Annotated in this window: 22 protein-coding genes; 8 read left to right on the top strand and 14 right to left on the bottom strand. The window is 35.9% G+C overall.

The window, feature by feature from the left end:
• Positions 1 to 88: 88 nt before the first annotated feature.
• Complete coding sequence (locus tag JST55_08990; GenBank protein MBS1493634.1) at positions 89 to 649, bottom strand: transposase family protein; 561 nt, start codon at positions 647 to 649, stop codon at positions 89 to 91.
• Positions 650 to 973: 324 nt separating this feature from the next.
• On the bottom strand, positions 974 to 2,812 hold the full coding sequence (locus JST55_08985; GenBank protein MBS1493633.1) for a polysaccharide deacetylase family protein: 1,839 nt from the start codon (positions 2,810 to 2,812) through the stop codon (positions 974 to 976).
• Between the two features lie 109 nt (positions 2,813 to 2,921).
• On the opposite strand from JST55_08985, the gene JST55_08980 reads away from it, so the two are divergent.
• Positions 2,922 to 4,289: an MATE family efflux transporter gene (locus JST55_08980; GenBank protein MBS1493632.1), complete on the top strand. Its 1,368-nt coding sequence runs from the start codon at positions 2,922 to 2,924 to the stop codon at positions 4,287 to 4,289.
• Between the two features lie 68 nt (positions 4,290 to 4,357).
• Here JST55_08980 and JST55_08975 read toward each other — a convergent pair whose 3' ends face one another.
• From JST55_08975 to ruvB, 5 genes are read right to left on the bottom strand one after another with little or no spacing between them, the layout of a single operon-like run.
• Positions 4,358 to 4,792 (bottom strand): DUF1573 domain-containing protein, encoded by a 435-nt coding sequence (locus tag JST55_08975; protein MBS1493631.1) that lies wholly within the window; start codon positions 4,790 to 4,792, stop codon positions 4,358 to 4,360.
• A 5-nt stretch (positions 4,793 to 4,797) separates the two neighbouring features.
• Positions 4,798 to 5,295, bottom strand: coding sequence for a DoxX family membrane protein (locus JST55_08970; protein MBS1493630.1), 498 nt, complete (start codon positions 5,293 to 5,295; stop codon positions 4,798 to 4,800).
• A 19-nt stretch (positions 5,296 to 5,314) separates the two neighbouring features.
• Positions 5,315 to 5,920 carry a rhodanese-like domain-containing protein gene (locus tag JST55_08965; GenBank protein ID MBS1493629.1) on the bottom strand — a complete coding sequence of 202 codons (606 nt, stop codon included), beginning with the start codon at positions 5,918 to 5,920 and terminating at the stop codon, positions 5,315 to 5,317.
• A 54-nt stretch (positions 5,921 to 5,974) separates the two neighbouring features.
• Positions 5,975 to 7,036 (bottom strand): DUF3829 domain-containing protein, encoded by a 1,062-nt coding sequence (locus tag JST55_08960; GenBank protein ID MBS1493628.1) that lies wholly within the window; start codon positions 7,034 to 7,036, stop codon positions 5,975 to 5,977.
• Between the two features lie 23 nt (positions 7,037 to 7,059).
• A complete protein-coding gene (gene ruvB / locus JST55_08955) occupies positions 7,060 to 8,088 on the bottom strand; it encodes a Holliday junction branch migration DNA helicase RuvB (GenBank protein MBS1493627.1) in 1,029 nt (342 codons plus the stop codon).
• Positions 8,089 to 8,168: 80 nt separating this feature from the next.
• Between ruvB and JST55_08950 the strand changes: the two genes are divergently transcribed.
• Positions 8,169 to 8,606: a hypothetical protein gene (locus tag JST55_08950; GenBank protein ID MBS1493626.1), complete on the top strand. Its 438-nt coding sequence runs from the start codon at positions 8,169 to 8,171 to the stop codon at positions 8,604 to 8,606.
• 130 nt (positions 8,607 to 8,736) lie between these two features.
• Here JST55_08950 and JST55_08945 read toward each other — a convergent pair whose 3' ends face one another.
• From JST55_08945 to JST55_08930, 4 genes are all read right to left on the bottom strand, one after another.
• Positions 8,737 to 9,090, bottom strand: a complete 354-nt coding sequence (locus JST55_08945) for an MmcQ/YjbR family DNA-binding protein (GenBank protein MBS1493625.1) — start codon at positions 9,088 to 9,090, stop codon at positions 8,737 to 8,739.
• An 11-nt stretch (positions 9,091 to 9,101) separates the two neighbouring features.
• Positions 9,102 to 9,752, bottom strand: coding sequence for an SGNH/GDSL hydrolase family protein (locus JST55_08940; protein ID MBS1493624.1), 651 nt, complete (start codon positions 9,750 to 9,752; stop codon positions 9,102 to 9,104).
• An 83-nt stretch (positions 9,753 to 9,835) separates the two neighbouring features.
• Positions 9,836 to 11,272 (bottom strand): hypothetical protein, encoded by a 1,437-nt coding sequence (locus JST55_08935; protein MBS1493623.1) that lies wholly within the window; start codon positions 11,270 to 11,272, stop codon positions 9,836 to 9,838.
• Between the two features lie 1,168 nt (positions 11,273 to 12,440).
• Entirely contained in the window at positions 12,441 to 12,977 is a 537-nt protein-coding gene (locus tag JST55_08930; protein ID MBS1493622.1) for a TIGR00730 family Rossman fold protein, read from the bottom strand.
• Positions 12,978 to 13,324: 347 nt separating this feature from the next.
• On the opposite strand from JST55_08930, the gene glgB reads away from it, so the two are divergent.
• From glgB to JST55_08900, 6 genes are all read left to right on the top strand, one after another.
• Positions 13,325 to 15,808, top strand: a complete 2,484-nt coding sequence (gene glgB / locus JST55_08925) for a 1,4-alpha-glucan branching protein GlgB (GenBank protein ID MBS1493621.1) — start codon at positions 13,325 to 13,327, stop codon at positions 15,806 to 15,808.
• A 30-nt stretch (positions 15,809 to 15,838) separates the two neighbouring features.
• A complete protein-coding gene (locus JST55_08920; GenBank protein MBS1493620.1) occupies positions 15,839 to 17,392 on the top strand; it encodes a DUF3536 domain-containing protein in 1,554 nt (517 codons plus the stop codon).
• Between the two features lie 21 nt (positions 17,393 to 17,413).
• Entirely contained in the window at positions 17,414 to 19,246 is a 1,833-nt protein-coding gene (gene malQ / locus JST55_08915) for a 4-alpha-glucanotransferase (GenBank protein MBS1493619.1), read from the top strand.
• Between the two features lie 77 nt (positions 19,247 to 19,323).
• Positions 19,324 to 20,427, top strand: coding sequence for a Re/Si-specific NAD(P)(+) transhydrogenase subunit alpha (locus JST55_08910; protein MBS1493618.1), 1,104 nt, complete (start codon positions 19,324 to 19,326; stop codon positions 20,425 to 20,427).
• Positions 20,428 to 20,455: 28 nt separating this feature from the next.
• Entirely contained in the window at positions 20,456 to 20,770 is a 315-nt protein-coding gene (locus tag JST55_08905; GenBank protein ID MBS1493617.1) for an NAD(P) transhydrogenase subunit alpha, read from the top strand.
• The gene (locus JST55_08900; protein ID MBS1493616.1) at positions 20,771 to 22,180 is read left to right on the top strand and encodes an NAD(P)(+) transhydrogenase (Re/Si-specific) subunit beta; all 1,410 of its coding nucleotides are present in this window, start codon (positions 20,771 to 20,773) and stop codon (positions 22,178 to 22,180) included.
• Positions 22,181 to 22,192: 12 nt separating this feature from the next.
• Here JST55_08900 and JST55_08895 read toward each other — a convergent pair whose 3' ends face one another.
• From JST55_08895 to JST55_08885, 3 genes are all read right to left on the bottom strand, one after another.
• The gene (locus JST55_08895) at positions 22,193 to 23,158 is read right to left on the bottom strand and encodes a sterol desaturase family protein (GenBank protein ID MBS1493615.1); all 966 of its coding nucleotides are present in this window, start codon (positions 23,156 to 23,158) and stop codon (positions 22,193 to 22,195) included.
• A gap of 63 nt (positions 23,159 to 23,221) precedes the next feature.
• The gene (locus JST55_08890) at positions 23,222 to 24,145 is read right to left on the bottom strand and encodes a hypothetical protein (GenBank protein ID MBS1493614.1); all 924 of its coding nucleotides are present in this window, start codon (positions 24,143 to 24,145) and stop codon (positions 23,222 to 23,224) included.
• A gap of 72 nt (positions 24,146 to 24,217) precedes the next feature.
• Positions 24,218 to 24,745, bottom strand: coding sequence for a GNAT family N-acetyltransferase (locus JST55_08885; protein MBS1493613.1), 528 nt, complete (start codon positions 24,743 to 24,745; stop codon positions 24,218 to 24,220).
• Positions 24,746 to 24,825 lie beyond the last annotated feature (80 nt).

Below are 24,825 nucleotides of genomic sequence, written 5' to 3'. Positions count from 1 at the left end.
TTTATCTGCTAAATATTTATTTTCAGTTTCTCTTTATTCGGTAAATCTTTGTGCACTATGGTATTCTGTGTGTTCATAAGTTCAGTTCTTATTTTTTTATTGGTATAACTTTTATTTGTGTGATTATCTTATCTTCAGTGTTAATTCTTAAATCACTGCCGCCTGTTCCGGTTGATTTTACCGGCGGATAATCTGTTCCTACAGGACTGTAATTCATTTCCTTCTTATCAGCTTCATCAAGATTTACAAAAATTTCTAAAATCTGTGACTGAGATAAAACAGAGTCTGCAAGCTTTATCTTTCTTTCAGGAACCTGATATACTTTTGAAAGTAACGGCTCTAGATGATTGATCTGTCTGCTTACGTTACTGTTATGCAGATTGAAGAGAGCGCCTAAAAATTCATGAGTTACAAATAAATGGTTGTACATAAGAAGCATTAATAGTTTGTCGTCAAGGTCAAGGTCCTGTTTTCTTCCGCCGCCAAAGGCTCTCTTGCGGGATTTTTTGAAGAGTCTCTTTTTTTCCAGATCAATAAAGATTGGTGTGAGGTGCTTTAAGAGATCCTCAAATTTTTCAACACTTACTCCGGTCAGTTTTTTAATGATGCCGGGTATTTTTTTGATCTTAAAGTATTTGCTTACTTTCATGAATTCTTATTTTGCAGAATTAATTATTATGCAGATTATTTTGCAGTGTTAATTTGCATACAATATGTAAAGACTATATATATAAAGCAAGTACTAATTTGCAGGATAATTTTGCAGGAAAGTTTTATATGCCGCCGCACAACCATTATATTTATATAATGGTTGTATAGATTTGAAAAGTTTTTACTTTATTTTGCAGAAAATAGTTTACTTAGAGATTTTAGTAAACAGACTATGTTTTAACTGCAAATCTGCAAAATTAAACGATGTTTAAGATTCAATAAACAGGTTTTAGAATGAAAGGAAATAAAGAAAGTCTTACAACTATTTTTTTGATTTGAATTTTTTATAAGCGGGATACCACTTAGATATTTTCTTCTTGAACTGGAATAAAGATGTGTGTGAAAAAATAATCTGGCGGCGGATTTGGTATAAATCTTTGAGGAAATTTAAAGGACCGGAATCAGTCGCAACTCCAAACTCAAAGCCCAACGACTTCACGACTTCTTTTGTCATCTGATTACACTCACCGTAAGGATAGGCAAATGAAATGGCCGGAATCTGCAATTCTCTGCAAATGAATACTTTGGAATTATATATTTCTTTTAAGAGTTGGTTTTTTTTTACTTCTGTCAGTTTTGCATGATTTAATGTATGCGCGCCGAATTCAATCCCATATTCATACATTTCTTTAACTTGTCCTTTTGAAAGCAGCTTTGCTCCGGGCTCATTTTTATGCGAATCCCAAACATTGCTTTCCTGACCTGTCACTAAAAAAATTACAGCAGTTGAATTATACTTCTTTAATAAAGGAAAAGCCGAATCATAGTTATCTTCGTATCCGTCATCAAATGTAAGTATTATATTTTTTTCTGAAAGAGTCTTATTCCCTTTTAATGCCTTACTTACATCTATAAATGTAATTGTTTTGAATTTACTCTTTTGCAGATGCGCAAGCTGCTCTTCAAAAATTTTTTCCGTCACATAAATCCCGACAACGCTATCTTTAATATTATCTTTTACAACCCGGTGATAAAGAACAATCGGTAGCGGTTTTTCAAGTATATTTTTATTATGACTGAGGATTTCCGCTTTATATAAAGTAAGGACTTTCTCCGCATTGCCGGTCAATCCATACTCTTCTTCAATTTTTTCTTTAACAGCCGGTTGAAGCTTAATATTTTCTTTAATAGCGCTCGTTACTTCTTTTGCAATTTTATCAGTCCGGACTTTTTCAACATCACGGCTGTCACCGAAATTCGATTCAAGGGCAAGCGGCAGACTTTGTTCATTCAATACTCCCCCAAATAAAGACTCGCCCCAGAAAATGACGGGCTTATTCAACAGCACACTTTCAATTGCGCTTCTGCCTGCAGCAATTACCATATCAGTCTGATTAAGAGTCGCCATAACATCATTCTTATGGTCATCAATTATTATATATTCCTCTCCCGCTTCTTTATTTTTTTTGTCTATGCTCTTTAATATTTCATCGTGCAGAGTGCCGGGGCATATGAAAAGAAATTTTAAATTTTTAATCTCAGATTTTACTTTAGGAATAATTTCATTCACCAGAGCAAGAACTATATCTTTTTTTGGACCCGTTCCCCTTCCTATATATGATAAAAGAAAATCCTTTTCGTCTTTATAAACAGTCTTCACTTCTTCCCTGCTTCTATCAATAATTTCATCAATGTTAAGCCCGTTGCGTATCAGTTCAATCTGGCTCTTCTTTACTTTAAAATCCTTCATCGTTACTTCTCGAATATACTCGGAGACTGCAATCGTTTTATCTCCGAGAGCAGGTACTAACTTCTTTGAAAACCTCATTCCGCTAAGTCCATGGATGGTAACTATAAAAGGAATCTTCTCTCTCTTGCATGCAAAGTGTCCCACCCATGCCGATGCGCGAGAGTTTGCATGCACTATATCAATATTATTTTCTTTTATTATTTTCTGTATCTCAGTGATGTTGTTTCGGCGTGTGCTGAAATCCCTCTGGTGCAGCGGGACTTTAAATATCTTTGCCTCTGCCTTACGGGAAAAGGTATCCGAAGCAATAAAAATATTATTGCCGTACTTGGATAAATAATTTGCCAGAGATTCTACGTAGGTTTCCGCCCCCGTAATCTCTACCTGCGATAAGAGGTAAAGAATATTCATTAACCGAAAAATGAGAAGAATAAAAACAATTATCAATTTAGATTTACAAATGTTTTTAATTGAGGTATTTTAGATGTTTGATATTTTTAACAGCCTCATCTTTCATAAATTGACAAGCAAGCTTTCAGATAACAGATTAATACTCGCAATCGCAGGTCCCGCTGTTTTACAAACACTGGTAAAATCCTCCTTCTCCTTAATAGATACTTACTGGGTGGGAAAGCTCGGCAGTACTCAGCTTGCATCCATAACTGTTGCAAATTTTTTAGTATGGGGAGCGCTTGCTTTAGGTGAACTAATAGCCACAGGTACAAACTCACTTGTTGCGCAGTCATACGGCGCTCAGGAAAGTGATACCGGAAGAAAAATTGCTACTGAAAATCTCATCAATACATTTTTCAAAACATTACTTATTACAATTCTTTTAATACCTGTACTGCCGTTTCTATATGATATAATAAATCTCGATGCAGCACAAAGAGGATTTACAAATGACTACCTGCTTACGTTTCTTATAGGAATGCCTTGTGTTACTTTACTTTCAACAACTGCAGCTATTTACAGAGGAACGGGTGATACTAAGACTCCGTTCTATCTCATCAGTCTGGCAGTATCGTTAAATTTTGTTTTGGCACCGCTGTTTATATTCGGAGTAAACGGATTTCTCCGGTTCGAAATGGAAGGCGCTGCGCTTTCAACTTTAGTTTCATACTTAACCGCTTTTATAATAGGATATATTTTACTCAGAAAAAGAAATCTTATAGGTAAATTCAGAGAGTATAAATTTGATAAAAAGATTTTAAAGCATACATTTAAAATCGGATTACCTGTTTCATTGAACGGTCTTGCTTTCTCTTTTATATATGTAATCGTTTCAAGATTTGTTGCGGAGTTTGGAACAACGGGACTTGCAGCTCTGGGTATCGGTCATCGTTCCGAGTCAATTTCATATCAGATATGTGTAGGTCTTTCACTTGCTGCAACAGTTTTGATCGGGCAGAATATCGGTGCAGGGAATAAAGATAAAGCCGAACGGCTGGCTTGGAGGATTTGCGGAATCGGAACTGCCGCAATGTCAGTTTATGGAATACTTCTTTTTATTTTCGCCCGCACCATTGCAACATTTTTTACAACTGATCTTGCAGTTATAGATGCTGCCGAAGCTTATAATAAAATCAATGCTCTGATTATGATTTTCTCCGCAGCTGATGTAATATTAAACGGAGCATTTTCGGGAGCGGGAGATACCATCCCTCCGGTAACAATCGGACTTATATTTAATACTTTAAGAATTCCACTGTGCGCACTCTTTGCGCCTATATGGGGACTAAACGGAATATGGATTGCAATATGTCTCTCCGTTGCACTGAAAAGTCTTGTACTTACATATTGGTTCTATCGGGGCAAATGGAAGGAAAGAAATTTTGAGCTTAGCAGTAAGAAAGAAAATATTCTAAAGCTTGTTGAAGGTGAGTAATTTTATAAAATAAAAAAGGCGAAGAAAAATTTCTCCGCCTCTGAAATGTAAAACTAAAATTTTATTTTTTACTGCATGTTAGGATCTATTTCAGCAGTGAAGCTAAGAACTTTTTGAGGCTCTTTTGCATCGTTGGAGTAAACCATAATTGTTTTTTCCTGCTTGCCTTCTCTTCCCTGAGTATTGAATGTAACTTTTATTTCACCTGACTCACCCTTTGCATAATCCATTTTTTCACCCATTGCAGTTCCTGTACATCCGCATGATGCCTGAACTTTTTCGATGTGAAGTGACTGATTACCTTTATTGGTGAACTTAAAAATATATTCAACCTGCGGTCCCGAAGGGATTTTTCCGAAATCATGTTTTGATTCTTCAAACACAATTCTCGGTCCGTTGATTGATGCAGCAAGTTTGGAATTATTCACGACTGAAAACATAATTGCAAATATCGCAACAAGTCCCAGCATGAAGAACGATATTTTTGAACCCTTTGATTTCATAATATTTATATCTCCTGATTTTGGGATACTTTCATTTCAGTATCCGTATAATTTACGTTTTTATAGTATTTTGAACGGCTAAACTTAAAAATAATAATTGCTCCCAGCAATAACAATATATCTTCGAATATTCTGATTAATAAATCCGCAGAAGTAACTTTATCTTCCGGATTTGAGCCGAAACAGCCGCAATCGATATCCAATCCCCTTAAATATGCCTGAACAAGCGCAATTAAAAACACACTTAGCAGTATTATTATAATAAGCGAACTCCCCTTTCTAAACAAACCGAACATCAAAAAAAGTCCAGCAATGAATTCCAATGAAGGAACAATAATGGCTGTAATGTTTACGAGAAAGTCAGGAAGAAATTTATAAGCATAAACCGATTTTGCAAAACCCACCTGGTCGAACAGCTTATTATATGACGCATATAAAAATACTGCACCGATTATAAACTGCAGCGCGAACTGAACATATCTAGAAGAAAGAAAATCTCTCATTTAAAATTTAACTTTAAAATTATTTTTCAACGGGATATCCCGCTGCTTCCCACTCTTTATAACCGCCGAGATAAATATTCATAGCATTAAAACCAAGCTTCGCTATATCATAGGCAAGGTCAATGCTCATATCGCAGTCGCCTCCGTTACAATAGCAGATTATGATTCCGTCTTTATTAAGGCCCTTAAGTCTTTCAGGAAGTTTATCCTTATCTTTAAAATGGTAATCTTCGTACGAAATATTAATTGCGCCTTTTATATGTCCCTGGGCATAATCTTCCGGCTTTCTTGCATCAATCATTAAAGCATTTTTATCATAAAGAAGTTTGGCAAGCTCAAGTTTTATTTTCTGAGGTTTTATAAAACCTTCTTTGGTAAGATTTGGATTATTGCTGTAGCTTAATGGTGTTTTCTTTTGAGTTGTATCGTACGGATTATTTTTAAAATCACCTGTGGCTTTTATAGAATTAGTTAAACTGTCCGTATTATCTGCTTTCAGTTTCTCTGTATAATTTGTAAACAACGGAACACGTTTTTCACTCGTGGCATTTATTGTAAGCCCTACTACGAGAGCTACTATAAAAATCATTATTGCCTGGGCAATACCGGAAGGTTTTTTATTCATAAAATTGTTTAATGAAAATAACTTAAATTTTTTCGTTAAAGTTCACGAAAAAAATCAATAAACTTTAAAAGTATTTACAGTTGTAATGGATGAATTATATGCGTTAATCATGTAGTTATAGCTTCTTATAACATTATCGTAGCTAAGCCCGAAATCCCTGTCGTTCATTTTGCCCTTCTTCATCTCTTTGTTAAATTTCATCACTCCGTCAATAAATCCCTGAGTCATTTTTGTGAAGTAATCTTCAAAGCTGAATTTTACATAACGGCTTTTATCGGAAAACTCCGTTGATTCAATCTTCTTTTTCTCTGCGTCGAACTTTCTCTGAAACTCTTCTATATCTGCCTGAAGTCCGTCAACATTTGAATTCTTATTAACGCTTTCAAACTTGCTGTAAAAATTTTCTGCGCCGTCCATTGTATTTTCTAACGCGTTCTGAACTATAATAACTGCTTTCTCATCCTTATTTGTATAATCATCTGGATTCTTTCTTACCTTTACAGGTTTATACTTCTTAACGGTTTCTTTAAACTTTGTGTACAATGAATCATACTGCTTGTACGAGTCTTTCATTTCTTTATCAAATCCTGCTGCCTTTGAAACGTTATCTTTGTATTCTTTATCTTTATAGAACTTTGTCACCCGCGATGATATAGAATAATACGATTCAAGTGTTTTCAATAACTCTCTGAAAGAAGTTTCAATTTCTTCTTTCATAGCAGGATTATCAGAGGTAAGTTTTGATAACTCGCCGCCCTCATAATATGAACGTCTGTATTCCTTCAACAACCTTTCCAGATTATTAACCTGTATATCCATTCCTACTACAAGTATAAAAGAACCTTTTGAAATCGTTGATGGGTCAGGAACCGTTGTTAAGAAATTTTTATTCAGTTCATCCGCTGTTTCTGAAATCTTATTTGAAACCTCTATATATTTATTGTAAAAATTCAGATCTGCCTGTGAAGTTTTCTCAAGTACTTTTTCTTTCGTGCCCTCGCCTTCTATTTTATGTGACTCTTCGTTGGACTTAGTTGTAGTGCTTTTAAAATAAGAACAGCTTGTTGCCAGTACAAACAATACTAAAAGCGCAGTTATGAATTTAAAATTTTTCATTGTTATTATAAAAATTGATAAGACTAATTATCAAATAAAGGCAATTCTTTTTTTGAATTTGATTTCAACCCAAGATGTTTAAATGCAAGCGGCGTAGCCTCTCTTCCCTTCGGAGTTCTCTTAATAAATCCTTCAATCATAAGGAACGGTTCATATACATCTTCTATTGTTCCGGGGTCTTCACCGACAGATGCCGCTATAGTAGAAAGTCCCACCGGACCGCCGTTGAATTTTACAATGATTGTCTCAAGGATTTTTTTATCCATTTTATCAAGACCGTATTTATCAATATCGAGCGAAGTCAACGCATAGTCTGCAATTGATTTCGAGATTTTGCCGTCTTCTTTTACTATTGCAAAGTCGCGTGTTCTTCTTAATAATCTGTTTGCAATTCGCGGAGTTGCCCGTGAGCGCTGCGCAATTTCCTCTGCGCCGTCGTCCGATATTTCTATTCCCATTAAGCGTGCAGAACGTTTAACAATATTCACTAACTCGTTTGAAGAATAATAATCGAGATGGCAGTTGATACCAAACCTATCCAGCATCGGAGATGAAAGCAGTCCCTGACGGGTTGTTGCTCCTATTAATGTAAACTTTTCTAATTTGATCGGAATGCTTCGCGCAGCGGGACCGGAATCAATCATTATATCAAGCTTAAAATCCTCCATTGCCGAATATAAAAACTCTTCAACTACTTTTGGTATTCTGTGAATTTCATCTATGAATAATATCTCACCTGCTCTTAGTTTTGTAAGCATCCCTGCAAGATCGCCGGGCTTTTCAATTACGGGACCTGAAGTGCATACAATGGTTGCGTTAAGTTCGTTTGCAATTATATTTGCAAGCGTTGTTTTACCAAGTCCGGGAGGACCGGTAAATAAAACATGGTCAAGCGATTCGCCGAGAATTTTTGAGCTCTCGATGAATACTTTTAAATTTTCTTTTACTTTAACCTGTCCTAAAAATTCTGAAAAATTCTGTGGACGTACGATAGTAATGAAGTCTTTATCTGTATCGGTAATTTCGGATGTATTTAATGAATTCTCTCGCAAAAAGTATTATAATATGGAATTAAATGTTAATAAAAATAATGCTAATTTTATAGATAAACAATTTAGTAAAAAGAAGAACTATGGCAGAAAAATCAGAAATGGTTAAACAAATTGATTTTATAATTGTAAGCAGAAGAATAAAGCTGCTCGGTTATGTTATTATTACGGGACTTGCCTTAGTTTATATTATCGGTATGATTGTTTCATCAAGCAATGTGCATTCGGAAAAATCTTTTTTAAATACACCTATCACAATCGCAGGAATTATATTATGTACAGGCTCTTTGTATGTAAGAAAAAATATGCTGAAGAAAGTTAATAAGGATAATTTCGTTGCTGCTTACTTTAATGCTCACATCGCTGCATTTGTCCTTTGCGATATGGGAGCGCTGCTCTCCGTTACTACTAATCTTTTTGTAAATGCAAATCTTGTGATGGCTTCTGTTGGGGTTGGCGTCGGACTGCTTTATCTGTGGATTAACTTCCCGAGAGATGAAGACAGAAAACTGTTGGACTGATTTTTTAACCACAGATTACACAGAGATTTCACACAGAGCTCACAGAGGACTTAATAAAGTATAAATATCCTTTAAAACTATCTGTGTAATTTGTGAATATAATCTGTGCTATCTGTGGTTAATTCACATGCTATAACTTCTCGTACTCCTCTTGCAGTTTTTTCGGAAGACTTTTTAATATCAAATCATAAGAGTGATCAATTAACTTCTCAACCATTTTTTTGTTCAGTTTGCCATCCACTCTTACTGTGTTCCAGTGTTTCTTATTCATATGATAACCAGGTTCTATATCTTCATATTGCTCACGCAGTTCTGCAGCATACTCAGGGTCACATTTTAAATTAACAGTGCAGGGAATTGCAAATGATGTAATAGCAAAAACCTTTCCCATTACTTTATACACAAGATTTTCAGGACCAAAAGGAGTTGTTTCCTCGCATGCTTTTTTTGACAAACAATATTGACGCAGTTGTTCTAAATCCATAAGTAAATTTATTAAAACATTTTTTTAACGTGTGGAAGAATCATATCAACCCATTCCTTATACATTTTTTCAGATGGATGTAATCCGTCTGAAGCAACTAAGGTTTTATCAGTCGCAGCATTCCGTGATTCCGGAGTGATGTCAACGTAAGCAATTCCTTCTTTTTGTGTCTCTTCTTTGTTTATCTTATTATACAAATCAATTTCCTCACCGATTTTTTTTCTGTCTCTTCCTTCGGCAAAAGGAGTAACTCCCCAGTCAGGAATCGAAACAACAAAGACTCTTGATTTATCTCCGCCGGCAAACACAATTGCCGTCTTCAGTAAATCTTTGAACTGTGCTCTGTATTCTTCCGCATCTCTTCCCCTGTATTGATTGTTTACTCCTATAAGAAGAGAGACTAAATTATATTTCGTTAATAATTGCGATTCTTTTTTCTTGATTGCAGCGGCAAGTTCGTCCGTTGTCCAGCCGGTAGTGGCAATAATTTCAGGAGTGTTAAACAGAACTCCGTTTTTTTGTAATGCATTTACAAGCTGCACAGGGAATCGCCCTGAATCCGGAACAGATTCACCTATTGTGTATGAATCGCCGAGCGCGAGATAATTTAATTTGTTTTCTATGTTGTTTTGCATCGGATTAAATTTATCCGGTTTCTTCATAAAATAAATTGCAGGTACTAAAAGAAGAATGACCAGAAGTGTTATGTTTTTTAAATTCTTCAAATTAATATTTACCGTTTAAATCAGATTAGCTCTTTTGCTTTTTCAATAAGCCAGTTTCTGCTTGTAATTACTTTTTCATGTTCGATTTCAAATTTCAGTTCATCCGGTTTTATTTTTTTTCCTGACTGAATATCTACAAGTCTCTTTAAGTATTTTACAAAATTGAGATTAATTTTCGGGTTTGTCTCGATAAAAATCTTGCAATAATTTTTAAGGAAGTGGCGGTAAGAATCTATCAGATATATTAATGTTTCAAAATCTTTCAGCTCGTACAGTATTTGCATCTTAAGTTTATTCGCAATGAGAGCATGCTGATTTTTATTATCCTTAATTTTTGCAAGGACTTCCAGCGCATGAGTAAATTCCTTAGTACTGAAATAATAATTTGCGAGAGTATATAAATACTGATAATCTTCCTGAACAGGAGGCAGTTTTTCTTTAAACTTATCTATGAAATTTTTAGCCCACTCAAACTTTTTAAGATGAAGCGCGGGAGTTGTAATATAAAAATACCTGGAGTGGTCAAGATAGGAATCGCCGAAGACCTCATCATACTTATCCACAAAAAATTTGTAATAATCAAAAAGCTCCTTATAAAACTCACTGTTACCGCTAATTACAATTTTGTATCCGACATCAACAAGTGATTCAAACATGTGACGCCTTATTACATCAGGAATATCTTTATATTCATTGACAGCAATTTCTTTCAGATCATAATATGTTTTTTCTTCGCGTTTATAATCGAGCATAAAAACTTTATAAACCAGAAGCAGAGACCTGTCAACCTCTGCTGAATTATTTTCAATGTAATCAAGCAATCCCTGAAGATACGGGAAATTTTTCTCAAGTTCATATCTGAAGCCGCGTCTCTGCTCCAGTAATGTACTCAGTCTGTAAAAGAATTCCAGGAAAAAATTATCACGCATACTGAAAAGATCTTTGTATTGAGCGCTGAAAATTTTATCTTCTTTAAATTCATTCTGATAATAGAATATTTCAAGTTCGTTGGATAATCTGTTCTCGTATTTAAAATCTTCCGGCTCCTTATATTTTATGTTGCTGTGTTCGTTTGAAATTTTTGTTGTGAGGTTAATGAAGTAATTGTTAAGCTTTCTCTCTCTGTAAAAAGTCAGAAGAGTAAAGTCTCTCTCTTTTTCATTTTTGATTGTCTGGTTGTAAACAATGTAATCTTCAAGAAGTTCGAAAGCATAGTTGAAATAATGTTTAAGCTTTGCATAATCAAATTCCTCTTTTCCAAAAGTATATTTGAAAAGTTTTTCTTTTGTAAAATTTCTGCTTTCAAAGTCAGGTTTAAATTTCAATATATAATCATAGAATTTTACAAGCTTCTCATTCTTATTAAAGTAAGCACATTCAATAAAATCACGAAATCCTTTCAGTTCTTTTGTAGATAGAGTCTTTAAAATCCTTATAAATTTGAATTCCTGAAGCAAGGGAGTAAATTTTTGTTTGAACAGCAGATTTTTATTCGACTAAGATACTTTTTGTAAATGTATAATACAACCCTTTTATTACCGATTATTGCTGTTTTGCTTCCAAGGATTTTCTGTAAAAAAACACCATAAACAAGCATTTTATATCATGTTTTGAAAAAATTCATTAAAAATATGCTCGATTTTAAAACCAAAATTTCCTGTTGTATTTTTTACCGATTTTTAACAAAGCAACTCTGCATAGAATTGTACATTTAAGTGCTATTTTAGGGGATTTACAAGAAAATGCAATATTTTTCTTACCGATTTTTCCTTTAAAACCTCTTTGCTGAGCTAAACATTAGTTTGTAACTTTGTTAAGATTTGAAAGCAAGGATACAAAATGATACAGAAAATAAAAAAGACAGAGTTTAACAGATTTGATGCAGTGATAACAGGTTTAATTATTTTCACAATCTTATTTCAAATAGTAAAATGAAATCAGAAAACAGAAAGTTCAATAGTCAGGATTTAAAAGTGATAGGATTCTATACAGCATTCTTAGTTCTCATGACTACATCAATTTTCTTAATCTGATTCTTAATCTGATAAACAAAAGTTCAATAATTTTAAAAATTAATTTTAATTTAACTTTATGAAAAACTCCAAAAACAACAAAGCAGAATTAACAAAATTTGAATACATCGGATTTACGGGAATGGGCTTATTACTTGTTATGGTTTTAGTGGGTTGTTTTGTCAGGTAAAATTAAATTTTATATAGCTCAATAAATCGGCTAAAAAAATGAGCAAAAGAGTTAGCATTAACTAAAGCCAAATATATGCTCACCGGAATACAAGCGAGCCGAACAGAATTTTTCCGGTGAGGAATATATCTCAAAAAGTTTAAGAAGTTTATAAGAGTTTCTGTATGGTATCAAGGGAGCCGGAAACGGGATGCCTGCAGGAAAAGAGAATTCCTTAAAAATCCGGGGTGACGCTTATTATAGGAATAGGTAATAAGGGCTCATCCCGGGGGAAACCATAAAAGTTTAGAACTACAACGTTCATTAAAAAAAGAGTGTGTATCTGCCAATACGCAAAAACTTATTACCTCATGTAATACCTTCCAAATCTTTCACGGGAGCTGGCAAAACAGTAGCTCCCGTGAAAGCCACTTCTGAAATAACTCAGTTAAATAACGACTCAATTAAATCTTCAATATTATCTTTTATAATTAAGTAGTCAAGGATTTCCTTTTTCATAAATCCATTCGCAACAACGTTATTCAGAAACTCAATCATTGAATTATAGTAACCGTTTGTATTAAGTAAACCAATCGGCTTTGAATGAAGATTCAACTGCTTCCATGTAAAAATTTCAAAAAGTTCATCAAGCGTTCCTATTCCTCCCGGGATTGCAATGAATCCGTCAGCAATATCTGACATCAGTTTTTTTCTCTCGTGCATCGAACCGACTCTGTGCAGCTTTGTTACAGATTCGTCGCCCCATTCTTTTTCCATCATGAAATTGGGAATTACTCCCGTTACCTTCCCGCCGTTATTCATGACTGAATGCGAGAGCACACCCATTAGCCCTACATTGCCCCCGCCGTAAACAAGCATAATATCATTTTCAGCAAAATATTTTCCGATTTGTACAGCCGTATTTTTGAAGTCAGGATTGTTTCCCATACTTGAGCCGCAGAATACACAGATAGATTTCATAACACAGATTTTTATGATTTAATATGATGACACGATTGAAAAATTTCTTTGAAATGACGGATTTTTGACGGATTTTGTTCAACCCGGTATTGTAAAAACAATACTGAGAGTTTTTAAAATTCATCATAGCTTTAGATAAATTTAACCACTCCCTCAATCCTCCTCCTTGTAAAGGAGGGGGAAGCTTGTGGTCGCGGCGCCACATCGCATTATTACACACACAAAATAATTATTACTAATTCCTTAAGCAATTAAATCTTCCCTATTAGTAGGAATATGTAATTATTCAATACAACATTAATGTATTTAACTTTAAAAAAGAATTAACAATTTTATGATTACACAATATGGCAAAGCAAAGCGCAGTTAAGTCAAATAAAAAAGCAGCAAATCCTTTTCAGAGAATAATTTCTTTTGAAGAAGATAAGCCGTATTCCGTTCTCGGTCCGCAGCTAGATGAAGATAAAAAAGAATTGTCAATAAATTGTTATCTCCCTTTTGCTGAAAAAGTATGGATTAAACGCAAAGGCAAAAAATTAACTGAAGCGGAAAAAGTAAACTCTTCAGGAATATTCTCAGCCAAATTTGAAAATACCACTGAACTCTTTCCCTATAAAATTGTAATTGAATCAAACGGAAACAAATCTGAGTTCGAAGATCCCTACTATTACCGCACTGAAATAACCGATATGGATGTTTATCTGCTGGGAGAAGGAAATCATTTTAAGAGCTATGAAAAACTCGGCGCGCATAAAACAAGCATTAAAGGAGTAAGAGGTACTATCTTTCGTGTATGGGTTCCCGATGTGAAAGCTGTGAGCATTACAGGTGAATTCAATGACTGGACTGAGGGGCTTCTTCCTATGGAAAACTGCCGCGATACAGGTTACTGGACTTTGTTTCTCCCCGGAGTAAAAGAAGGCGACCTCTATAAATATGCTATCAAAACAAAATCACCAACAAAAGTAATTTATAAATCCGACCCGTATGCATTCAGTGCAGAGCTAAGACCGGGCAATGCTTCTAAAGTTGCCGCCATAGATAGATACAAATGGAAAGACAACGAATGGATGAAGACGCGAAGAAAATATGATTACAGAAATCAGCCCATGAATATTTACGAAGTTCATCTCGGCTCATGGAAAAAAGATTACGATAATCCCGATTTCAAAAATGACTGGGGATATAAAAGCTACAAGCAGCTTGCATACGAACTTGTTGAGCACTGCAAAACTTACGGTTACACCCATATAGAATTGCTTCCTATAATGGAGCATCCGCTTGATGCTTCATGGGGATATCAGGTTACGGGATTTTTTGCTCCAACAAGCCGCTACGGCTCACCCGAAGATTTTATGCTTTTCGTTGACCATTGCCACCAGAATAATATCGGAGTGATACTCGACTGGGTACCCGGACATTTCCCCTCCGATGAACACGGCTTAAACAATTTTAACGGTAAACAAATTTACGCTTACACAAATCCTAAAAAAGGATTTCATAACGGATGGGGCACTTATGTTTTTGATTATGCAAAGACTGAGGTTACAAATTTTTTAATCGCAAACGCTCTCTTCTGGCTGAAGGTTTATCATATTGACGGCTTACGCGTTGATGCAGTTGCTTCTATGCTGTACTTAGATTACTGCAGGAATGAAGGCGAATGGGAACCGAATGAACTTGGCGGAAAAGAAAATCTTGAAGCAGTCGCTTTTTTAAAAAAGCTGAACGACACGGTGCATAAATATCACAAAGGCACTTTGATGATTGCAGAGGAATCCACTGACTGGCAGGGAGTTACAAAGCCTACTTACCTGGGCGGACTCGGGTTCGACATGAAATGGAATATGGGCTGGATGCATGACGTGCTTGAATATTTTTCAAAAGACCCCATCTACAGAAAATATTTTCATAATAAAATTACATTTTCTCTCTGGTATTCGTTCAATGAAAACTATCTGCTGCCAATCTCACACGATGAAGTTGTTCATCTGAAAAAAGCATTGGTAAGCAAAATGCCGGGACAGCTTAAGAGTATGTTTTCTAACATGAGAACTTTCTTCGGATTTATGTTCGGTCATCCGGGAAAGAAATTAAATTTTATGACGAATGATATTGGGCAGTTTCACGAATGGAATGCCGATACTGCTATGCAATGGGATGTATTGAATGAAGACCTAAATGTAAAGCTGCAGAAATATTTTAAAGACTTATCGGGAATTTATCATCAATACAGGGCGTTTTACGAAATTGATTTCAGAAGCGACGGATTTCACTGGCTGGATTTTACGGACTCCGATAACAGTGTTTTAAGCTTTGTAAGATACTCGGCAGATAAAAAACAAATGCTGCTCTTTACATTTAATATGACTCCCGTACACAGAAAAGATTATGAATTCGGCACACCGCGTGCAGGTTTTTATAGGGAGATTCTAAACAGCGATGCAGTTGAATACGGCGGGACAGGTGAAGGAAACTTGGGAGGAATTCACACAGAAGACAGATACAAATTTCAATGGCCCTATACTATTAAAGTAAATCTTCCTCCTCTTGCCGTAAATATTTTTATACATGAACTGGAAGATGAATTTACTCAGGAAGTTAAAACAGATGAAAACAAAACGGAACAGATAGAAGATACTAAACAAGAAACAGGTGAAGAGACAAATGAAGAGAAGCAAGAAGAAATAAACAAAGAAGTAAACGAAACAACAAACGAAGAAACACAAACTATATCCCCGGAAGAAATTCAAACAGAAACTCAAAAAGAAGTTAGTAATGAAACTGACGCTCCGGAAACAATTAACAAAGAAACTGAACAGCCAAATTAAAATTTTAGAAGGAAGGAAGTAAGAAATAAAATGTCAGAAGTATATTTATGTATTCACGGGCACTTTTATCAGCCGCCGCGTGAAAATCCATGGACTAATGAAATTGACGATGAACCAAGCGCAGCACCTTTCCATAACTGGAACGAGAGAATTTATTCTGAGTGCTATCTGCCGAACTCAGAAGCGGGAATTTATGAAAACTATACAACTCTCATCCGCGAAGTAAATAATTACGAGCTTTTAAATTTCAATTTCGGTCCCACGCTTTTCAACTGGATCAAAGAGAAGCACATCAACCTTTATCACAGAATTATTGACGCCGATAAAAAAAGTGTTGAACGCAGACACGGTCACGGCAACGCAATTGCCCAGGTGTATAATCATATTATAATGCCGCTTGCAAATCTCCGTGATAAGCTTACACAAATAAAATGGGGCTTAAGAGATTTTGAATTGAATTTTCATCGCAGACCTGAAGGCATGTGGCTTGCCGAAACTGCCTGCGATTACGAAACAATAGAAGTCCTTATACATGAAGGAATAAAATATATTATCCTCGATGCAAGTCAGGCAGAGTGTGTGCGAAGTATCGGCGAAAGAAGATGGCACGATGTATCAGATAACAGCATTGATACAAAACGCCCTTACAGATGTTACTCACAGCTTAATCATAAAAAACATATTGATATATTTTTCTACGACGGTCCGCTATCAAAGACAATTGCATTCGAAGATTTATTGAACGATGCAGGCAAGCTGCTTGACAAAATAAACGAGTCGCGCGATAAAAACAGAAGCGAGCCTCAGCTTATAAGCATAGCTACTGACGGAGAGACGTTTGGTCATCACAAAAAATTTGCAGACAGAACTATAGCGTATTTACTTTCAGAACTTGCGCCTCAGAATGGAATTAAAATCTGTAACTACGGCGAGTACCTCAAATCTCATCCTCCGAAATGGGAAGTAAAAATTAAAAAAGGTCCCGAAGGTTTAGGCACTTCCTGGAGCTGCGGCCACGGTGTAAAAAGATGGAAAGAGGATTGCGGCGACTCTACCGGAGGAGAAGCAGGATGGAATCAGAAATGGAGAACTCCATTGAGAGACTCTCTTAACTGGCTTCGCGATGAATGTACAAAAGTTTTTGAAGCAGAGGGAAATAAATATCTGAAAGATGTCTGGAGCGCACGAAACGATTACATTGATTTAATGCACGAGAAAAGTCATCACAACATAATAAAATTTTTTGCAAGACACGGGCGGGTAAACGTTGATAATAAGGGCATCGAGCTTGTATTCAAAATGCTCGAGATGGAAAAATATTCCCTGCTGATGTTCTCAAGCTGCGGATGGTTCTTCAGTGATATTGCAGGGCTTGAAGCAAAACAAATTTTAAAATACGCCTGCCGTACACTTGAATACCTGAATGATATTACGGGAGTAGATTACGAAGAGAGTTTCCTTGCAATATTAAAGAATGCAATTCCGAACGATAAAAAATATCCTGATGCAGCTGTAATGTATTTAAAAGAAATTAAGCCGCTGGCAGGAAAAATTAAGTTCGATTATTTTAAAGGTATTATTTAGATATATAAAATTAAAAACGTATTGGCTTACAACTCATTTCATACTTCTAAAACATCTGATAAATGGGCTAAGATTGGGATTAAGCGGAGAGCAGGAACTGCTCTGCCGCTTTTTTATTTATACTCACGAAAAAGCACGGGTATAGGCGAAATTCCGGATCTGAAATTATTAATAGACTGGTGCAAAAAGTCGGGGCTTAGTATTGTGCAGCTTCTTCCTATGAATGAAACAGGTTATGACCATTCGCCTTATAATTCTATAAGCACATTCGCTCTTGAACCGATGTATCTCCGCTTATCTGATTTAAAAAATATAGATACTGATAAATATAAACCGGACATAAAAAAATTAAAAAGAAAATTCCCCAAAGGAAATTATAAAGTTGATTATAATATTAAGGATGAAAAAATAAATCTGCTCTGGAAAATATTTCAGACTGACTTTAAGGACTCGGATGATTTCCAAAGCTACAGAAAGAAAAATGTTTTCTGGCTGAAGCATTATGCGATGTATAAAGTCCTGAAAGAAGTAAATCGTTTAAAAGGATTTGAAGAGTGGCAGCCGAAACATAAACGCGCCGATAAAAAAGAATTAGATAAAATTGAAGTAGAATATAAAGAGAGATTAAGATTTTATTTCTGGATTCAGTGGCAGCTGTATGAACAATTTACAAAAGTAAAAAAATATGCCGCTGAAAAGAAAGTTTTTTTGATGGGAGATATTCCTTTTCTTGTTTCACGCGATAGCGCAGATGTATGGTGTTTTCAGAAGAAAAAATATTTTAAGATGGATAAGCTCTCCGGCGCGCCGCCCGATATGTATTTTGCAAAGGGACAACGATGGGGAATGCCCGTTTACAACTGGGAAGTAATTGAGAAAGAGAAATTCAAATATATTAAAGAACGCTTAAAGTACGCTACCAATTTTTACGACATGTACCGCATCGACCACTTCGTGGGATTATTCAGAGTGTGGACGATAGATAAAGATACGCCTGAAGAATTCGGCGGAATGAAAGGAAAATTTTATCCCGAAGATGAAGGCAAGTGGGTTGAGCAGGCAGAGAAAATAATTAATGCTATGACGAGCGGAAACGAAATGCTTCCCGTTGCAGAGGATTTGGGTACAGTTCCTCCCGTATCTTATAGAGTGTTAGAAGAATACGGAATTCCCGGAACAGACGTTATGCGATGGATGCGTGAGTACAATGGCAACTATGATTTTATAAATCCGTTCAAGTACAGAGCAAACTCCGCAGCTATGATTTCAACGCATGACTCCAGCACTCTTTGCGACTGGTACAGCAATGAAGCAGGGATGATTGACAAAGAAGGATTTATTCAGATATGCAGAAGCAAGGAATACCCGGAAAGCAGCATTGAAAAAATTATAGAAATTTTCTGTGATAAGGAAAAATGCACTGAGCATAAACTCTGCTGGAAAAAAGAGATAAGTGATGTTTACGTAATGATTGGTATCCTTCGTTTGCAGTGGCATGAAGCTTGGAATTTTATTGATATATACTTAAGCTCGTTTGATGAAAAAGGAAAGTTTCTGAAAATGATAGGTTATACTGAAAGAAGCCAGCAGCTCAATATGGAGATAATTAAAAAAACATTTGAAGCCGTCGGTTTCAGTTCGTCAATATTTTCAATTCAGTTAATGAATGAATATTTAAATCTCGACGAAGATATTTTTAACAGTAAAGAATTAAGAGAGAACAGGATAAATTATCCGGGCTTGATGTCAGATAACAACTGGAGATTAAGAATGCCTTACTCACTTGAGCAGCTTAAGAAAAAAAATGTGCATAAAGTTTTAAAAGAAATAAATCAAAAGACAGAAAGAGTTTAATCTGATTATTCTGTAAAATAGTCCGTACCGATAAATACATTTTTATTCGACAAAAATGTCACTATTTTTAAAATGATATGATTCTAGGGATTACAAAAGAGCCGCAATTCGATAATAGAGTTTCTATCCTTCCTGAATTAGTTGACCAAATCAAAAAATTAAATCTTCAAGTTATTGTAGAAAAAAGCGCAGGTGAAAGAGCCTATGCAAGCGACGAGATGTATTCTTCGGCGGGAGCAGAGCTATATTCAAGAGAAGATTTATTAAAAAAAGCCGACATAGTTTTACAAATCAATCCTCCGTCGGATGATGAGATCGATAAATTACGCGAAGGCCAGACTCTGATTTCATTTTTACAACCATTGGTACAACCGAACATTACTGATAAACTTGCAGCGAAAAAAGTTACGGGACTGAGTTTTGAAATGATTCCCAGAACAACACGCGCACAGACAATGGATGTACTCTCTTCACAGGCTACAATTGCGGGATACAAATCTATTTTACTTGCTTCAACACATTTGCCGAAATTTTTTCCGATGCTTACAACTGCCGCAGGAAGTATTCCCCCTGCTAAAGTTTTAATAATCGGCGCAGGCGTTGCCGGACTTATGGCAATTGCAACTGCCAGAAGATTAGGCGGAGTAGTAGAGGCATTCGATACAAGACCTGCAGTGAAGGAAGAAGTAAAAAGCTTGGGCGCTAAATTTGTAGAAGTAGAAGGTGCAGCCGATGCCTCAAAAGCAGGCGGTTACGCTGTGGAACAAACAGAGGAATACAAAAAGAAACAAAGTGAACTTATTCAAAAACATGCACTGGCATCTGATGTAATTGTAACAACAGCACAGATACCGGGAAGAAAAGCTCCGCTGCTTATAACAACAGAGACTCTGAACAACATGAAAAAAGGTTCTGTGATAGTTGACTTAGCTTCCTCTACAGGGGGCAACTGCGAAATGACTAAGGATAATGAAACGGTGAACTACAACGGTATTACAATAATAGGAAATTCCAACTTACAATCCACCATGCCTTATGATGCAAGCAAGATGTTCGGCAAGAATGCATTGTCGCTTTTGAAAATTTTAATCAAAGACGGCAATATTAACATCAACTTCGAAGATGATATTATTAAGGGAATGTGTGTAACACATAACGGTGAAAATTTCCTGAAAAAATAAATTCAAAATTACTTTTTTAAATTACTTTATGGAAACTATAATTTCTTTTATAGGCGCAAACATAAAAGTTTTTTATATTCTTATCCTTTCAATATTTTTAGGCATAGAAGTTATTTCTAAAGTACCATCCATCCTTCACACACCTTTAATGTCGGGAGCAAATGCAATCCACGGCGTTGTTATAGTAGGCGCAGTAATCGTGATGGGACTGGCAGACAGCAATGATTATTTATCTCTTGTTCTCGGATTCATTGCAGTTATACTCGGTACATTAAATGTAGTCGGTGGATTTGTTGTAACTGACAGAATGCTTGAAATGTTTAAGAAAAAACCTAAAAATTAAATGGCGCAGTATAGTTTAGAAATCTCGTACCTCATTGCTTCTATAGCATTTATAATCGGGCTTAAATTCTTAGGGCATCCTGAATCCGCAAGGAAAGGAAATATAATCGCAGCAATAGGTATGTTCATTGCTGTTATCACTACAATTTTTTTATATAAAAGTCCGGAGGGCAAACCTCTCGGCAACTACGTCTGGATATTTGGCGGTATTATTATAGGTAGCATAGTCGGAACTCTGATGGCAAAGAAAGTTCAGATGACGGCAATGCCTCAAATGGTTTCATTGTTCAATGGTGTCGGCGCCGCATGCGTAGCTTTAATTTCAGTCGTAGAATTCTCACATTACAATACAACTCACACAGGTGATTCTCTTTTCAACGGATTAACACTTACAATAATTCTCGGTTCAATAATCGGATGCATTTCGTTTTCCGGAAGTATTATTGCATGGGGAAAACTTGAAGGAAAAATAAAAGATATTTACTTACCTGCTAATCAGTTAATAAACATTGTGCTGATGCTTTCAATTATCGGTGTCTCTGTTTATTTAATGATGCAGCCGTCGGCAAACCTTAACTTATTATTAATCATCAGCGCAATATCGCTTATCTATGGAATTCTCTTTGTATTCCCTATAGGTGGTGCAGATATGCCTGTTGTAATTTCCCTGCTGAATTCATTCACAGGTGTTGCAGCGGCATGCGGCGGATTTTTATATAATAATCAGGCAATGCTTACGGGCGGTATTCTCGTTGGTTCATCAGGAACGATACTTACAATATTAATGTGCAAAGCTATGAACCGTTCGTTAACGAATGTAATCATAGGCGCATTCTCTAATCCGAAGACTAAAAAAGCTGATGCAGGCGGCGAGCAGAAAGTTGTAAAAGAAATTTCTGTTACCGATTGCGCAGTGCTTATGAGCTACAGTAAGAAAGTTATTATTGTACCGGGTTACGGACTTGCAGTTGCGCAGGCACAGCATATCTGCCATGAGCTTGAAAAAACTCTTGAAGAAAAAGGTGTTGAAGTGCTTTATGCTATTCACCCTGTTGCGGGAAGAATGCCGGGACATATGAATGTGTTATTAGCTGAAGCAGATGTTCCTTATCCTAAGCTTCTTGAAATGGATGAGATAAATCCTGAGTTTTCTACAACTGATGTTGCTCTTGTAATCGGTGCGAACGACGTTGTAAATCCTGCTGCCAAGAATGATAAAGATTCACCAATATACGGAATGCCGATTCTTGACGTAGAAAATGCAAAGAATATTATTATCAATAAAAGAAGTATGAATGCAGGATATGCAGGTATAGATAACGAGTTATTCTACGATCCGAAAACAAAAATGCTTTTCGGCGATGCGAAAAGTGTTCTGCAGAAATTAGTTGCAGAAGTAAAAGCAAATTAAAATTTATATTTATTATTTCTGGGGAGCGTGTTTAAGATTTTTCGCTCCCTTTTCTATTTCAATTCCTCTTTGCATTTCTCTCGCACTTTCCTTCTCAGTTTTTTTATCTTTCATATATTCCTTAATGGCATCTGAAGATGTTCTTCTTCTGAAAGCAAAATAATGCTGCTTGAAATATGCAACGGTATCTACCCACGTAACTTTTGCGATATGTTTAGGATGAGCCTTATCGTATTCTATAGGAGAAAGCGGATAATCAGGTGTATCGCGAAGTCCGTATTGCTTCGGTTTTTTTTCATCGGGGTTCGGTAAAAATCCTGTGCCGAACATCCAGTCCCAGAAAGCAAATTTAGTTGCGTAGTTATTCTGATATTCCCTGCCTTCATCATCTGAGTGATGCCAGCGATGCATTTCGGGTCCGTTGATAATATACTGCAGCTTTCCAAGTCGGACATCTATATTAGAGTGAATGAACATTCCCCATATTGCGCTTATCATTCCTTTGTAGATAGCAACTTCAGGCGCGGCGCCAAGGAGGATTATCGGAGCGAACTCAACGGTTTGATTGATTAAAATCTCAAGTGCATGCGAACGTGAACCCGAGAGCCAGTCAACAGTGCGCGGTGAGTGATGCGCTTCATGGATTCTCCATAGTGTAGCATTGTTATGCATCCAGCGATGGAACCAGTAGATATAAAAATCGTGAATAACAAGAAAGAATATAACCTGAAGCCACACAGGCCAGTTACCGACAACGCTGTACTCGTATAAACCTGTATGTGTTTTTATGTAATTGAGGAATGCGAAAATTATGAGCCCGAGCACATAACTCTGAACAATTGTGTAGAGAATAAAATCATTAAAAAAGCCTTCGCGGAAAAATCTTTGCCCTTTGGTGTACGGAAAGAGTCGTTCAAGAATTACCATTAGCAGCCCTGCTAAAACAATTATAATAGTGGAAGCGATTTGTAATGACATGGATGAAAATTAAAAATTTTTCATCCCTTTTAAAATGCAAAAAATGTAAAATGCAAAAAGGACTTACCCGAACAGAGGCTGTATTAATCGGTTTTCCACTCCGCAGAAAGCGCAGTCAATCGGCTTGCCCGGATTTTCAGGCACATCGTTTTCCGCGCCGCATGACATGCATTTGAATTTCGATTGGACTCTGGTTGTCTTATGGCACTTCTCACAATAAACTTTGTATGAACCTTCAGGAACGAAAATCTCAGCGCTGCAATGTTCGCATTTTGCCTTATCACCGTTTGGCTTCTCGAGCTCTACATATTGCAAGGTAAATCCTGTCATTGATAAAAATCTTTCGCCATCCTGTTTACTGAGATACGGCAGCCATAACTGCACAAACATGGATATTTTCATTTTTAGATGTACGGCAGGAGGAAGTAAGTCGTACATGATAGCATAATCAGGATTTTCATAAAAATCTTTGAAAGAATCTTTTATATAATTAATATAAAACTCTGCCATAGGAAAAAACGAAGCAGTTGTTACCTTAGACGAACCGTCTTTTTCTGCATAGTAAGAAAGCTTCTGCTGAGTTATGGCAAGTTCTTTTTCTTTTCCTTTCCACTCAGGATCAAATGAATAGTTTGTTGTTGAGTCAGCGCAGACTTCAAGATATTTTTTATATTTTTCGTCATTATCTATTGTAGGTGGTATGTATTCAGGATAGAATTTATAGTACTCATCCCAGTAGGCGTACTGCAAATTTTTATAAGTGACTTTATCTTTCTTTTTGAAAGCGGCATCGAGCTTCTGAGTAAAATCAATTTTCTCCTTCATATATCGCTGAGTCTTTTTGGGTGCTGCAGTCCAGAATTTCAAACCAAGGGTATAATCTATATCCGTGAACGAACCGCAGTAATCGCACATTATGTATGGCTCGGTGTATTCATTTACTTTTGGCGCTCCGCAGTTAATGCAGGTAAATTTTTTAATTTTCATAGAACAATATGTGAAGTTGCAGTGAGAGTGGAAACTTAAATATATTTATCTTGAAATTCAAAACGTGCACTGCTAAAACAACAAATACCAGTTCAGAAGTATTTCATTTTTTTCTAATTCGGAAGCTCTGTAAATAAAGGTGTTTGCTCCGCCCAAAACAAATCCATTCTTCCTGTAAAATAAACATGCGTTAACATTCACATTCTGTGTTTCAACTTCTACACCGATGCAATTATTTGCTTTAGCCCATTCAATCGTTTTCTTAACCAGTGCAGAGCCGGCTCCCATTCCTCTGTATTTTTTTTCAACTCTGATATCATCTATGCGGGCGTAATAATTCCAGTTTTTTACAATAATAACCTGTCCTGCTAACTCATTATCCGCAAACGATAAGAAAATTATTTTTTCTTTGTTATTTATGTATGTCGAATAATCAGTCTTATCATATCCGTATGATTTTTCATAGGGTGTTACTTTCTCAATTTCGTAAGCAAATGTATTATCAGATAACTTTATGTTCAGCTTTGAATCTACTGTGAATGCAGAATCAATTTCATTAACAAGATTGAGTGTATTTCTTGTGATTGCTTCGATTTTCATTACGAAATATGTAAAGATAATTTATAATGAAAAACTGAAAATTAAATCATAAATTCCTTCGATTATTTATCTAACAATTT

This window comes from Bacteroidota bacterium (assembly GCA_018266835.1).
GTDB lineage: Bacteria > Bacteroidota > Ignavibacteria > Tepidaquicellales > Tepidaquicellaceae > JAFDZO01.
This window is presented reverse-complemented; position numbering and strand designations above follow the sequence as displayed.

What these genes read in the sequence shown, in the direction of transcription:
- JST55_08990 (MBS1493634.1), bottom strand. Translation starts at nt 649, where the DNA reads ATGAAAGTAAGCAAATACTTTAAGATCAAAAAAATACCCGGCATCATT.
- JST55_08985 (MBS1493633.1), bottom strand. Translation starts at nt 2,812, where the DNA reads ATGAATATTCTTTACCTCTTATCGCAGGTAGAGATTACGGGGGCGGAA.
- JST55_08975 (MBS1493631.1), bottom strand. Translation starts at nt 4,792, where the DNA reads ATGAAATCAAAGGGTTCAAAAATATCGTTCTTCATGCTGGGACTTGTT.
- JST55_08970 (MBS1493630.1), bottom strand. Translation starts at nt 5,295, where the DNA reads ATGAGAGATTTTCTTTCTTCTAGATATGTTCAGTTCGCGCTGCAGTTT.
- JST55_08965 (MBS1493629.1), bottom strand. Translation starts at nt 5,920, where the DNA reads ATGAATAAAAAACCTTCCGGTATTGCCCAGGCAATAATGATTTTTATA.
- JST55_08960 (MBS1493628.1), bottom strand. Translation starts at nt 7,036, where the DNA reads ATGAAAAATTTTAAATTCATAACTGCGCTTTTAGTATTGTTTGTACTG.
- JST55_08950 (MBS1493626.1), top strand. Translation starts at nt 8,169, where the DNA reads ATGGCAGAAAAATCAGAAATGGTTAAACAAATTGATTTTATAATTGTA.
- JST55_08945 (MBS1493625.1), bottom strand. Translation starts at nt 9,090, where the DNA reads ATGGATTTAGAACAACTGCGTCAATATTGTTTGTCAAAAAAAGCATGC.
- JST55_08940 (MBS1493624.1), bottom strand. Translation starts at nt 9,752, where the DNA reads ATGAAGAAACCGGATAAATTTAATCCGATGCAAAACAACATAGAAAAC.
- JST55_08930 (MBS1493622.1), bottom strand. Translation starts at nt 12,977, where the DNA reads ATGAAATCTATCTGTGTATTCTGCGGCTCAAGTATGGGAAACAATCCT.
- glgB (MBS1493621.1), top strand. Translation starts at nt 13,325, where the DNA reads ATGGCAAAGCAAAGCGCAGTTAAGTCAAATAAAAAAGCAGCAAATCCT.
- JST55_08920 (MBS1493620.1), top strand. Translation starts at nt 15,839, where the DNA reads ATGTCAGAAGTATATTTATGTATTCACGGGCACTTTTATCAGCCGCCG.
- JST55_08910 (MBS1493618.1), top strand. Translation starts at nt 19,324, where the DNA reads ATGATTCTAGGGATTACAAAAGAGCCGCAATTCGATAATAGAGTTTCT.
- JST55_08905 (MBS1493617.1), top strand. Translation starts at nt 20,456, where the DNA reads ATGGAAACTATAATTTCTTTTATAGGCGCAAACATAAAAGTTTTTTAT.
- JST55_08900 (MBS1493616.1), top strand. Translation starts at nt 20,771, where the DNA reads ATGGCGCAGTATAGTTTAGAAATCTCGTACCTCATTGCTTCTATAGCA.
- JST55_08895 (MBS1493615.1), bottom strand. Translation starts at nt 23,158, where the DNA reads ATGTCATTACAAATCGCTTCCACTATTATAATTGTTTTAGCAGGGCTG.
- JST55_08890 (MBS1493614.1), bottom strand. Translation starts at nt 24,145, where the DNA reads ATGAAAATTAAAAAATTTACCTGCATTAACTGCGGAGCGCCAAAAGTA.
- JST55_08885 (MBS1493613.1), bottom strand. Translation starts at nt 24,745, where the DNA reads ATGAAAATCGAAGCAATCACAAGAAATACACTCAATCTTGTTAATGAA.